This is a genomic window from Flavitalea antarctica, assembly GCF_054461535.1.
Genome location: NZ_JBTLQG010000001.1, coordinates 355,537 through 367,927, shown reverse-complemented (window position 1 = coordinate 367,927; position 12,391 = coordinate 355,537). Strand labels below are relative to the sequence as shown.

The window sequence follows — 12,391 nt, the reverse complement described above, 5'->3', positions numbered from 1 at the left end:
AATGAAAAAAACAGCGTCTCTTATTTTATGCGGTCTCGCAGTGCTTTTGTTAGCAGCCTGCTCGGGCGGAGGGTTCAAGAAAACCAAAAGCGGTGTATTATACAAGATCATCAGCGACGGCAAAGGTATAACTGCACAAAAAGGGCAGTTCCTGAAAATACATGTTGTTCAGAACGTTCGCAAGGGTACAAAAGACTCTTTGCTGGCAACATCATATGATGCTATCCCGGTTTATCTGCCGGTTGACAGTGTGCCACCAAGTTACAATCCATCAGAAGTTTTCATGATGCTCAGGAAAGGGGACAGTGCGCAGATCATACTTGAGGGCGATAGCCTATTGCGCCAGGGTGGTCAATTGCCGCCTTTCATGACCAAGTCTGACAAGATTGTTATTGGTATCAAGGTTATTGATGTCATGAGCGAAGAAGCCACCAACAAAGACCGCGCAACTTCTGAACAGGCTTACCAGGAAGTTCTGAAGAAAAAAGAAGGCGTACAGCTGGCTAAAGACATCGCGACTATCGAAGCATATCTTGCCAGCAAAAAGATCAATGCGGTAAAAACAGGTCAGGGTACATTTGTGGAGATCCTGTCGCAGGGTGATGGTCCTCTGGCCGATTCAGGTAAGGTTGTAAGTGTAATGTATACAGGCCAGGTTATGAACGGAGATTATTTCGATTCAAACATTGATAGTACAAAACAGTTTCAGCCGCATCCGATGGAGCCGTTTGAATTTCTTTCAGGTTCACAGGGTGCTATTGTCGGAATGCTTGAAGGTATCCAGCAGCTGAGAAAGGGCGGAAAAGGTAATCTTTACGTCCCATCTACATTGGGATATGGAGCAAACCCCAGACCAGGTGGACCCCTCAAGCCAAATGATAACCTGATATTTTACGTGGAGGTGGTCGATGTAAAAGATCTTCCAAAGCAACCAGATAATGGCAGACCTCCGGGCCAGTAATTTCTGAGATATTATTGAGTGATAATTATATTGAATCCGGGACACATGTTGTTCCGGATTTTTTTTATGGTATGATATAGCTGGTGATTGCGATCACCTTGTGTCTGAGGTTGAAGCAGGTATCGATCTGTTATTTTGAATTGCCTGCAGCCCCTCTTATCTTCTGAGTAAGTAACACTGCCTCTGAAGCTTCTTTTACGTCATGTACCCTGAGTATGGAAACACCCTTCATCAAGCCAATTGTGTTCAGGACTGTCGTACCGTTAACCGCCTGCTCAGCGGTTGTATTCAGCGTCCGGTAAATCATGCCCTTGCGGGATATGCCTAACAGCAGCGGTTTATCCAGGATTAAGAATTTTTCGAGGTTTTGGATAATCTCGAAGTTTTGGGAGATGTTCTTCCCGAATCCGATTCCGGGATCGACGATCACATCGTTGATACCAGCAAGGGTACAGACACTGATCTGCCTTGCCAGGAAGTCAAGCACATCGGCAGTAACGTTTTTGTAACCCGGATTCTCATGCATGGCTTCGGCTGGTCCCGGTGCATGCGTGCATACAAATGGAACCTTTAAGGCAGCAACGGTTTTTATCATCTCTTTATCAAACACACCACCACTGATATCATTAACTATGGAAGCACCGGCTTTAACGGCTGCTTCTGCTACAACTGCAAAATAGGTGTCGATTGAAATAAGAAGATCCGGAAAATTATAATGGATGGATTCTATTGCGCCAATCACTCTGCTGAGCTCTTCTTCAGCGTTGATGCGATCACTTCCGGGCCGTGTACTCTGACCACCGATATCGACAATAAGCGCTCCCCCAGATCTCATTTTCGCAACTTGTTGCAGAATGCCTTCTTCACCAATGAAACGGCTGCCCTCGTAAAACGAATCAGGAGTTGTATTAAGAATGCCCATTATTATCGGTTGGTCGAACGCTATTAACCTGCCCTTACAATTCAGTGTAAACATATTGCGCTTGAATCTTTACATTTGGCCCTGAAAATTGTCTAATTTAATTCGATTACCCGGATATAAGATAAATGAGTAACACAAATTCACAATACGACGAAGTCATTGATCAATGCCGCGACATTTTTATCAAAAAAACAAAGGATTATGGTACCTCCTGGCGGGTATTACGCCAGATCTCGATAACTGATCAACTTTATATCAAAGCTCTGCGTATACGAACCATCCAGGAGAAGGGAGTGCAAAAAGTGAATGAAGACATCCAGGGTGAATTTATGGCCATGGTTAACTATGGTATCATCGGCCTCATTCAACTGTCATTGCCTGATAAGGTAGAAGATCTTCCGCTGGAAACAGCAACGCGATTGTATGATGAAAAGGCTGCAGTCGCGAGAAAAGTGATGGAAGATAAAAATCACGACTATGGTGAAGCCTGGCGGAACATGAGCCTTCAGAGTTTTGTAGATCTGATCCTGATGAAACTATTAAGGGTTCGCCAGATCCTTGCCAACGACGGCAAGACCATCATCAGTGAAGGCATTGATTCCAATTTTACAGATATAATAAATTACGCAGTTTTCGCGCTTATACTTTCAGCGCCAGGTCTGTCCTCAAATAAAACGAACGGATGAAAACCCTTTTGAATATCTCCAGAATTATTGTCGGTATACTGTTTATCTTTTCGGGCCTGGTAAAAGCAAACGATCCGCTTGGATTAAGCTATAAAATGGACGAATTTTTTGAGGTCTGGGGTTGGCACGGACTTAATTCCCTGACGCTCGCGTTCTCCATTATCATGATCGCATTTGAGATCATTGCTGGTGTTGCTGTCCTTCTTGGCTGGAGGATGAAATTGTTCAGCTGGTTGCTGTTGTTGCTGATAGTCTTTTTCACTTTCCTCACTGGTTATGCCGTTTTTTCGGGCAAGATAAAAGAGTGCGGATGCTTCGGTGACTGCATACCACTGAGCGCCATGCAATCTTTCATGAAAGATCTGCTGCTTTTGCTGCTGATAGGTTTAATATTTGTCTTCAGGGATAGGGTAGTACCAGTGTTGAGTAGCCGCAATGCTATTGTTGTGCTGTTTTTCACCGGAATATTTTCTTGCGCCTTCCAGTGGTATGTACTCACACATTTACCGGTAGTAGACTGTCTGCCATACAAGAAAGGAAACAGTATTACGGAAAAGATGAAAGTTCCACCGGGGGCTATACCGGATAGCACCGTCATAACCTTTGTGTATAAAGTAGATGGAAAGGATATGGAGTTTACGGCCGATAAGTTTCCGGATGATTTTGATGAGGCCAGGTACAAATTTGTGAAACGTTATGATAAGCTTGTGCGGAAAGGAAATGCGGAGACTGCTATAAAAGATTTTACCCTTCAGACTGTTTATGGTAATGATACCACCCAGGCGCTGCTGGCGAAAGAGGGCTACAGCCTGCTTTTGTTTGTTCAGAATGGTTACAAAAAAGGAGACTGGACGGGGGTACTGGAATCTGTGGCAGCAGCTGCTTCCAGGAAAAAGATTGAAGGTTTCCTCGTTACCAATATAGCCATAGAAACACTTACCATAGACCCACCACCGGCTTTTACAGTTTTCACCCCGTTGTTATGTGATGCTACTGCAATAAAAACAGCTGCACGTGCAAATCCGACGCTGTATCTGGTTAAAAAGGGAGTGATCATTGACAAATGGAGCTATGCTGATTTAGACAGGGCTCTACTTTATATACAGCAATTACCGGTACCGTGATCACTTATCTTACCAGGAAATTCTTTTATGGATTGCTCGTCATGTTGGGAGTGATCATGTTGGTTTTTTTTCTGTTCCAGGGATTTGGTGACCCGGCAAGGCTGACCATGGGACAAAGCGGTGATTCAATCACTATACAAAACATCCGTAAGGAGTTACACCTTGATCAACCCCTGGCGAAGCAATTCGCATTTTACCTGCGTGATGTTTCACCTGTGAGTGTTCATTCACTTAAGGACATTGAATCGAAAGATCTTAAAGGAATTTTCATAGGGGATGAAAATGCATTCGCTCTTAAAGTTCCGTATCTCGGGCGATCATACCAATCAAAACGGGATGTATGGGATGTGTTGATGGAAGCATTGCCGGGAACAATGTTACTTGCATTAGCCGCCATTATTATTGCTGTCAGTATTGGTATTCCGCTTGGCGTACTTGCGGCCGTTAGAAAAGATACCTGGCTAGACACCTCGGCCATCTTCACCAGCATACTGGGAATATCTGCGCCTTCTTTTTTTATGGGGATAGTCATCGCTTATCTTTTTGGTTTCGTACTTAGCGATTACACTGGTCTGGGGATGACCGGTAGTCTTTTTGAAACGGATGCTTTTACTGGCCGCAAAGCCGAACTTAAAAATCTCATCTTACCTGCGTTTACGCTTGGCATCCGGCCGCTGGCTATCATTACGCAGCTCACGCGGAGTTCCATGCTGGACGTCCTGAACCAGGATTATATCAGGACAGCTTATGCAAAGGGTCTGAGCCCGCGGGTGATTGTCTGGAAACATGCATTGCGCAACGCACTCAATCCCGTTATTACTGCCATTACAGGATGGTTCGCCGAATTATTAGCGGGCGCATTTTTCGTAGAATACATATTTGGTTGGAAAGGCATAGGCAAGATCACTGTCGATGCATTGGAAAAACTTGATTTCCCGGTGGTGATGGGCTCCGTGCTGATTACATCATTTTTGTTTATCCTTATCGGGATTCTGGCAGATTTTTTATATGGGCTTGCCGATCCCCGGATTCGCTTATAAAAAAGCAAGAGAATATATCAGTCTCCTGAATATTCTCTTGCAGTTCGCATTGTGATATCATGGTTTTATAGGATGTTTATATTAATAGTACGAATGTCCATTTCCACAAGAAGGTTTATCTACCGCATACATGCCTTCATACAGTACTAATAACAGAAATCGAATCCTCGTAATCCCTTTATTGTTTTGGGTTCTTTATTGGTGCACTGCCCTCACCCGGTGGGTTATAGGCAAGCTCATTGTCCGGTACATCCCAGTAGTCAAGATAATTGTATTCTATCGTGGCGTTTGTGTTGACCGCTCCCGTTCCACTGATCACCACTGCACCCTTCCTGCCACCGCCCTGCGCAATCGGGTTGATGATACCAAATCTTCTTGCATCATAAAAAGACAAGCCGATAAAAGGGAAAGCTACCCGCCTTTCACGACGTAACTCTTCTTTGGCCTGTGCCAGGGACAGGCCGGTACCAGTAACCGGGGCGAGTCCAGCCCCCTGGTAAGTACGTACCGCGTCGATGATGGCAAGTCCTTCATTGATCTTGTTTGTATTGATCAGCGCCTCTGCTTTCATGAGTTCGTTCTCTTCATAATTTCCGGCCATAAACAGCTCTTCACCGCCCGGTGCAGTATTCGCATATACTACAACGCCTGCTAAACCTGCACCTCCGTTAACCAGGGTGTATCTAGTATTAAATACATGACCGCGGTCAGAATTTCCAATCCAGGTTGTTGTAAGTTTTATGTTGTTAGCGAATCTTTTATCACCAGTTTTAAATTCCTGCACAAATCTTTCACTCAGTTTGTAGGTGTTACCGCCGGCCGATGTTGCCTGAACTTTAGATGCAACGGTGCCGCTCGCGGCTGAAAGAAAATCTCCCGTGGCGTTTGAACGACCAGTGAAAACTTTGTCAGCAGGTCTGATTCCATCGGTTGTAAGTGCCAGGATGCTTGCCCATTGTGCCGGAGTCATGGAAGCTGCAGGTGTGTTCACAAGAATGTTACGCGCTTTCAGTGTGTTGATACTGCGTTTCCACATATCGGGTGTAGGAACACCACCTTTACCAACCTGGTTGAAGGATGGTATTATCTTTGACATCATATCCGTATAAGCAGCCACATTGGGCAATGCAGAAAGAACGCCGGCGGCCGCATCAAGGTTCTTATTTGATTCAGCAATAAGTGCCTCCCTGGATACATACTTATTATTAGTTTCTCCAGCTACATCATTTATCAATCCAGCATAGTACATTGACCCAAGGCGTGCGTAAGCGAAACCTTTCCACCAAAGCGACCACGCTTTCAGGGTTGCTTTTTTCGTTTCCGCATCCGACGTAAATTCCGCATCTTCCGAGATGTCCATGATAGAGTTTGCACCGTTTATCAAAGCATACATATATGCCCACTCATAGAACAACGTATTTGCTCCCTGGTTGGCATTTGTGTTGATCAGCCTTAATAACGCCAGTTGTGTATTTGGCGCATTGGGATTAAGGACAACACTGCCATTATCGAGGGTAACCTTATCAGGCGCACCGATCTGATTTATAAAACCGTTTGCCGCTTCAGCCTGAATCGCGTCCCCCATCATCTCATGAAAGCCAATGGCACCGGACCAGAAGAACCCATAGATTCCATCCGAATATTTCAGGCTGACAAACCCGTTGCGGTAAATGCTCCCCTGGGCCAGCGATATTATACCTAATTCAGTAGTGGCACTTTCGGGCGTTGGCTGGTTGGGATTTCTTACTTCTAATTGCTTTTTGCACGATATAAAGCTGCTTAGAACTATGATCGAGTATATTATTAATGGTGTCTTTTTCATCTTGCTAGTAGTTTTGATTTTATAATCCGATGTTCAGTCCAACCTGGTAAGTCTTCAGGTTGGGAATGGTGTTGTGGTCAACTCCGCGGTCAAATGCCGAGTTGCTTGTGCCTGAACTGATCTCGGGATCAAAGCCTGTATAATCGGTAATCGTAACCAGGTTCCTGCCAGACAGCACCAGCTGCAGTCTGTGAAAACCAGGAATTGTAAAAAACTTTGCGAAGTCGAAAGCCACGGAGAGATTTCTCAACCTCATGAATGATGCATCTTCATAGAAATAATTCTTTGTTCCATTGGCTTCCCTTTGCGCATAGACGCCACGGTAAAAAGCCGTATATGCTTCTGTTTTACCATCGATCTCGACGGGTATGGAATAATCGCTGTGTATACCGTCCCGGTACATCCATCCCTTTGTCTGATTATACAGATGACTTCCGTTTACCCAGTCCCACTGCATGGAAAAGCTGAGATACGTTTTGAATGAAACGTCATTGATGAACGACATATTAAAGAGCGGATTCGGATCACCGAAGCTATACTTGCCACTGGATACAAAAGGTTGTTTAGTGGTTTTGTCAACCACGTATCCATTGCCCGCCACAACATAATTTCCCTGTTGTGCTTTAGGTATAAATGGATTGCCACTGGGGTCAAGCTGATCAACCTGGTTGATTAGAAGATACCCATACAATTGACCGATCTTTTCACCGGCTCTTAAAATATAGTTACTGCTTCCCGCATTTGAGAGCACTACTATCGGGGTGCCACCCAACACGGAAGTAATTTTTGAACTCTGTTTGCTGAAGTTTGTCGTGAAACCCCAGGTAAGATCTTTACTCGTAAACATCACTGCATTCAAGGAAGCCTGGAAGCCGGAAGAAGCAAGGCCAAAAGCGTTATCTCTCACTGTTCCCGTTCCGGTGCTTGGAGCAGCATCAACGTTATAGATGGCGTTTGCCGTTTTTCTATCCCAGTAGGTACCGGAAATATTGATCGAGCTGAGCCAGTTTCCTTTCAGTGCTTTTATGCTGAAGTCGGTTCCGATTTCAAGTTCTTTGGAAACTTCAACTTCCAGCTCAGGATTTGGACTATTCGTAGGATAGGAAAATGCGATACCGTTCCCGAAGTTAGCAGTACTCAACACCACATACCGGTCGAATGGCCTTGGCTGAATTCCGGCTTCGCCATATGCTGCGCGAAGTTTGAATTCAGGTATTGCATTACCCAGCATCCCGTTTTTCCAGAAATTGAATGATGACGGCCTGATATACGCATCTCCTCTTGGGAAAGTGAATGGCTTTGAGCCACCACCAAATGCCGACGAGTAGTCACTGCGGAAGCCGGCTGATATACCACCAATATCACCATATTCAAAACGTTGATTCACCAGGTATCCATAAGTAACGAAGGGTTCGGTGTAATCAGATTGTATCCGGTAATTAACCATCTGACTGGCTGTATATGGTGTGTATTGCGGTGCATCTCCCCCCCAGGTGATGTATTGCTTAAAAATATTTTCGCGGTAATCAAATGCAACCTGGGTGGTTGTCCTGATCGGTACGTTCATATTGAAATCATTTTCAAAATCAGTTACGAACGTTGCCGTGCTAAGAAAGTTTTGAAAGGTCGTACGGTTCCTGAAATTATCAATTGACCCTGTCTGCCCCGGGTTGGTGCTGCTGTAATAATTGCCTGACCAGAATCTCCGGTTAAAAGCCGCATTAGCATTTACGTCCTGCGGCAAAACATCATAAGTAATATCCTGCGTCTGGTAATTCAATCCGTACTTAACATCCAGGTCCACGAACTTGACCGGCTTGTAGTTCAGGTTAAAACTTTGCACAACGTCTATCTTGTTATCGAGATTGGTTGAATATGAATTGCGGTAGTTCGGGTTATACCCGTTAACGCCTGTTGCATCTCCAAAATAATAACCGTAATTACCATCCGGCATTTTATAATTGTAGTCCGCAAATGGCCTGGAGTTATTCAGGGCAAAAAATACTCCTCTGCCGGTTGCATCATTGAGTGTGTTTTTAGTGTACACCAATTGTGTAATGCTACGGAACTTGAGCCCCTTGGCAAGTTCGAGGCCCAGGTTGCTGGTAAGGTTCGTCCGCGAATACTTACCGTTATTTTCAAAGTTGCTTGTTTGCCTGTTGTCAGAAAGTGAAAAACTGAAATCAACTTTTTCACGGGCACCCGAAATAGCAAGTGAATTATTGGTTGTGTAAGCTTCTTTGAGGAATTGATCGTAATGATCGTAATACCTTAGATTTTTGTCGTAGGGTTTATTGGAGAAGGTATTTACGTCCACGAGATTCACCTGTACGTTCTCCCTGTACAAACTCAAGGCTGGATCAAGTGTTATAAGGTTGCCGGAACTTCCAATCACTTCACCTGCGGCGTTCGTGGTAAAAGGGTGAAGGCTTGATTTACTGACATTCCCGGAGTTGATGATTTCATTGATCGCAAAGCTCGAGGAAACATCAATATTCATCTTACCCATTTTTCCTTTTTTAGAAAACAACTGGATAACACCGTTTGCACCCTGCGCACCGTAAATTGTTGCCGCTGCGGCACCCTGGACCACTTCTATGCGTTCAACCGTATTCAGGTCGAGGCCATTGATGTCCGTAGCCCTTACTTCGAGGCCATCCAGCATGATCATGGGTGAAGTGCCCCTGTTGATGGTATTTATGCCCCTGAGCAGGATATTTGTTTTGGCCCCGGGCGAACCATTGGTGGAACTTATCTGGGCACCCGGAATTTTTCCGATCAGGGCCTGGTCAACCGAAGCAGTGGGAGCGGGTGGAAGCTTATCGGCGGTCACCGATTCTACGGAAATGGCCAGCTTTTTCTTGCTGGTGGCTACTCCGACACCAGTAACTACCACCTCGCTCAGCGATTTGGAGTCATAGTCCATGTTAGCGGTAACCAGTTCGCCGACCTTCACCTTCTGGCTTTTAGAGGTGTAACCTATTGAAGAGAGCTCAATAGTGGTTTCAGGCGTTTTACTTTCGATAGTGAAGCTACCGTCAGCCGAAGTCATCGTGGCCCTACCGCCAGCGACTTTCACAGTGACTCCGGCCAACGGAGCTCCGGTTTTCGAATCTTTCACGGACCCGGTAATTTTTCCGGCCTGGGCTACCGCGATCGTGGATAGGCATAGGAATAGTAGTAGCGGAAGGAATGCTTTTCTCATGTGCGTTAGTTTAGTTAAGATTTAAAAATATGTGACATATTTTTAAGTGACTCCGCAAAAATAGGAGTTTGTGTTTAATAGTAAACATATTTATTCATTCTAAATATGTGTTCAATAGAAGCTTGCCCCTGATACAAGCGAAACAGATTGATGTGTGAGACAAAGATTTGAGCCCGTAACCTCAACCTGAGCCTCGCTTGTAGAATAATCAGATATTCGTAGGTAGTAATTATGCAAACATATGCGCTGAGAGGTATTAAAACTTAACAGGCACGAATGCGTGAAAGAGGAATGCATTTTTCGGAGATCTATCTCTAAATAAATACATCTATTTTATTGTAATATGAGCCTTGGGATTTCGTATCATCTGGTGCATAATAACACCATGTTTCAATAATTGCAGAGAAGTGATTTCCTCAAAGAAATTGCTATGAAGAGATTGATCTGATGATATACACGAGATTATATAAAAGAAGTGAGATAAGGAATGAAATGACGAAATGAAATAGGAGAGGTGAACCCGGCGCCATGTAATGAGCAGGTGAAGCACCGATTCACTCTTGGTTATACACTCAAATGACTGGGAGTATTTATCAAATAAGTTAGTGAATAACGACTTCCTTAACAACGGATTCTCCAAGCGCTTCGTTAACCCGCTTGCAAATGACATCTTTCTGGTAAAGCAACTCCTGCTTCAGGGGAGCAACATGAGTGGTAATATATAAAGTGTGGCCACTTATGTTAATTTTTTCGGTATAGCGGGCAATGGTTTTACCCATGATTTTTTCCCAGACATCTTCAATCTGGAGTGCCTGCATATTACCCTTCAACCTGCTGTGTTTGATAAAATGCTTTAATGCTTCGCCTATTGAATATTCTCCCATAGGTGCAAGTTATTAAAACCATTTCAAAGCGGCAATCGTAACGATTATCAGGCCCCCCGAGAGGATAATCAGGGAAGGCAACCATCCGGAGGCGTAGCTCCCGCTTAGTGTATCATTCACCGGTGCCGATTGCCTGGAAGGCGAAAAATAATCACCAGTAGTCAACTCTTGTCTGCTGGCTGCCAGGGGATCAACCCCCCAGATGAGGTTGTATCCTGCATCATCTATCATCCATTCCTGATCATCAAAAAATAATACTTCTTTGGAGTCCGGATTTTTCTCCATTTCTACTGATTTTTTCAGCAACTCGAGCGCGTAAAGCCGGAGTCCTTCCTTGTTGGCTTTGATAACGCCATGTTCACCGGTGATGTCGGTCGTGAAAGAGAAATAGGCGGATTTCGTGTCGCTGGATTCATGCAGAATCCCGACACAAGTTTCAATGGGGCTTGTCATCGTTGATCGTTAAGGTATGAAAAGGGGTGTGGTAACAAGTTAATACAAAAACGATCATTGTCAAATATCCAGCAGCTGATATTTTATCCCCAAAGAATTAATATGTTCAATAAATCTTTCTTTATGGGTATCGGTGATGAAGATCTGGCCCGAATTATCGCGGCAAACCCATTCCAGCAGGTTCCGGATCCGCTGTTCATCCAGCTTCTCGAATACATCATCCAGGAGCAGGATCGGAGGGAACCCCTTCCGGGTCCTGAGGGTATCATACTCAGCCAGCTTAAGAGCGAAAAGCAGGCTTTTTCTTTGCCCCTGGGATGCTTCATATTTGAATGGCCGTGACCCGATCGTAAGATCAAGCTCATCCTTATGTATTCCGGTTGTGGTGCGCTGGAGCAGTAGATCCTTTTCCCTGTTCCGTGTCAGCAACTCGTTAAACGGTGTGTTCAGTAGCTGACTCTCATAAATAGCAGAAACATCTTCGTTCCGGCCGGCTATCAGGTTGTAAAAAGAATTCACCATGGGAATAAGTGCCGTCATGAAATCCCGGCGCTTCATAAATAAGATCTCGCCATGTTTGACCAGCTGCTGATCATAGGCATCAAGCAAATCCGGGTTCAGGTCACGTCGGTCTTCCAATGACTTCAGGTAGCCATTTCTTTGCTGAAGCACCTTGTTATAAGAAATCAGGTGCTGGAGATATTCCGGATCGAGCTGACTAAATAATGTATCCAGAAATCTTCTTCTGTCTTCACTTCCCCCGGTTATCAACGCTACATCATCAGGGACAATAATTACTGCTGGCAGCAAACCAATATGCCGCGCAAGCCGGTCGTAAGGTTGGCCATCGGCCATGAATTCTTTTTTCCCGGTTTCACGAAGAACGGATACAACTCTAACCAGCTGGTCATTTTTGGCAAATTCACCTTCCAGCCTGAACCCACTTTTGTCATGCTGAACGTTTTGAATATCAGATCGGTTAAAGTAGCTTTTTGTGAAACACAGGTTATAAATGGCGTCGATAAGGTTTGTTTTGCCTATGCCATTTTCACCGCAAATGCCTATAATTCGCTCCGTGAATACGAACTGTGAGCGTGAATAGTTCTTAAACTGGAAAACCGATATTGAGCGAAGGCTGAAGATGATCCGGGACTTTTTGTGGTTTATCATGCAAGATAAGAACTAACTTTCAGAGTCAATTACAACCAACCTTCGATAGCAGCCATCCGGGGCTGATACTGAGTATGATAGGTGCAATTAAGGGTTATCTTAACAATAACCAGAAACAACTAGG

10 protein-coding genes are annotated in these 12,391 nt (G+C 44.6%); 4 read left to right on the top strand and 6 right to left on the bottom strand.

Annotation, left to right across the window (positions count from 1 at the left end; genetic code table 11):
* Position 1: 1 nt before the first annotated feature.
* Positions 2 to 961: an FKBP-type peptidyl-prolyl cis-trans isomerase gene (locus ACX0G7_RS01190; protein ID WP_458921574.1), complete on the top strand. Its 960-nt coding sequence runs from the start codon at positions 2 to 4 to the stop codon at positions 959 to 961.
* Between the two features lie 130 nt (positions 962 to 1,091).
* Here the strand turns inward: ACX0G7_RS01190 and folP are convergent, their stop codons facing one another.
* On the bottom strand, positions 1,092 to 1,883 hold the full coding sequence (gene folP, locus ACX0G7_RS01185) for a dihydropteroate synthase (protein ID WP_458921573.1): 792 nt from the start codon (positions 1,881 to 1,883) through the stop codon (positions 1,092 to 1,094).
* A 125-nt stretch (positions 1,884 to 2,008) separates the two neighbouring features.
* On the opposite strand from folP, the gene ACX0G7_RS01180 reads away from it, so the two are divergent.
* From ACX0G7_RS01180 to ACX0G7_RS01170, 3 genes are read left to right on the top strand one after another with little or no spacing between them, the layout of a single operon-like run.
* Positions 2,009 to 2,569, top strand: coding sequence for a DUF1599 domain-containing protein (locus ACX0G7_RS01180; RefSeq protein WP_458921572.1), 561 nt, complete (start codon positions 2,009 to 2,011; stop codon positions 2,567 to 2,569).
* Positions 2,566 to 3,693 carry a BT_3928 family protein gene (locus ACX0G7_RS01175; protein ID WP_458921571.1) on the top strand — a complete coding sequence of 376 codons (1,128 nt, stop codon included), beginning with the start codon at positions 2,566 to 2,568 and terminating at the stop codon, positions 3,691 to 3,693. The genes ACX0G7_RS01180 and ACX0G7_RS01175 overlap by 4 nt, the downstream gene beginning before the upstream one ends.
* Positions 3,690 to 4,733: an ABC transporter permease gene (locus ACX0G7_RS01170; protein ID WP_458921570.1), complete on the top strand. Its 1,044-nt coding sequence runs from the start codon at positions 3,690 to 3,692 to the stop codon at positions 4,731 to 4,733. The genes ACX0G7_RS01175 and ACX0G7_RS01170 overlap by 4 nt, the downstream gene beginning before the upstream one ends.
* A 178-nt stretch (positions 4,734 to 4,911) precedes the next feature.
* On the opposite strand, the gene ACX0G7_RS01165 is transcribed toward ACX0G7_RS01170, so the two are convergent.
* The 5 genes from ACX0G7_RS01165 to recF all read right to left on the bottom strand — a co-directional run bounded on the left by ACX0G7_RS01165 (position 4,912) and on the right by recF (position 12,267).
* Positions 4,912 to 6,555 carry a RagB/SusD family nutrient uptake outer membrane protein gene (locus ACX0G7_RS01165; RefSeq protein ID WP_458921569.1) on the bottom strand — a complete coding sequence of 548 codons (1,644 nt, stop codon included), beginning with the start codon at positions 6,553 to 6,555 and terminating at the stop codon, positions 4,912 to 4,914.
* 19 nt (positions 6,556 to 6,574) lie between these two features.
* Complete coding sequence (locus tag ACX0G7_RS01160) at positions 6,575 to 9,760, bottom strand: SusC/RagA family TonB-linked outer membrane protein (protein WP_458921568.1); 3,186 nt, start codon at positions 9,758 to 9,760, stop codon at positions 6,575 to 6,577.
* A 602-nt stretch (positions 9,761 to 10,362) separates the two neighbouring features.
* Positions 10,363 to 10,644, bottom strand: a complete 282-nt coding sequence (locus ACX0G7_RS01155) for a DUF721 domain-containing protein (RefSeq protein WP_458921567.1) — start codon at positions 10,642 to 10,644, stop codon at positions 10,363 to 10,365.
* 12 nt (positions 10,645 to 10,656) lie between these two features.
* Positions 10,657 to 11,097, bottom strand: a complete 441-nt coding sequence (locus ACX0G7_RS01150; RefSeq protein WP_458921566.1) for a hypothetical protein — start codon at positions 11,095 to 11,097, stop codon at positions 10,657 to 10,659.
* A gap of 60 nt (positions 11,098 to 11,157) precedes the next feature.
* Positions 11,158 to 12,267, bottom strand: a complete 1,110-nt coding sequence (gene recF / locus ACX0G7_RS01145) for a DNA replication/repair protein RecF (protein WP_458921565.1) — start codon at positions 12,265 to 12,267, stop codon at positions 11,158 to 11,160.
* Positions 12,268 to 12,391: the final 124 nt, after the last annotated feature.

Excerpts from the sequence above, each read along its gene's own strand:
- ACX0G7_RS01175 (WP_458921571.1), top strand. The coding sequence starts at position 2,566 with ATGAAAACCCTTTTGAATATCTCCAGAATTATTGTCGGTATACTGTTT.
- ACX0G7_RS01150 (WP_458921566.1), bottom strand. The coding sequence starts at position 11,097 with ATGACAAGCCCCATTGAAACTTGTGTCGGGATTCTGCATGAATCCAGC.
- recF (WP_458921565.1), bottom strand. The coding sequence starts at position 12,267 with ATGATAAACCACAAAAAGTCCCGGATCATCTTCAGCCTTCGCTCAATA.
- ACX0G7_RS01165 (WP_458921569.1), bottom strand. The coding sequence starts at position 6,555 with ATGAAAAAGACACCATTAATAATATACTCGATCATAGTTCTAAGCAGC.
- ACX0G7_RS01180 (WP_458921572.1), top strand. The coding sequence starts at position 2,009 with ATGAGTAACACAAATTCACAATACGACGAAGTCATTGATCAATGCCGC.
- ACX0G7_RS01160 (WP_458921568.1), bottom strand. The coding sequence starts at position 9,760 with ATGAGAAAAGCATTCCTTCCGCTACTACTATTCCTATGCCTATCCACG.
- folP (WP_458921573.1), bottom strand. The coding sequence starts at position 1,883 with ATGGGCATTCTTAATACAACTCCTGATTCGTTTTACGAGGGCAGCCGT.
- ACX0G7_RS01190 (WP_458921574.1), top strand. The coding sequence starts at position 2 with ATGAAAAAAACAGCGTCTCTTATTTTATGCGGTCTCGCAGTGCTTTTG.
- ACX0G7_RS01155 (WP_458921567.1), bottom strand. The coding sequence starts at position 10,644 with ATGGGAGAATATTCAATAGGCGAAGCATTAAAGCATTTTATCAAACAC.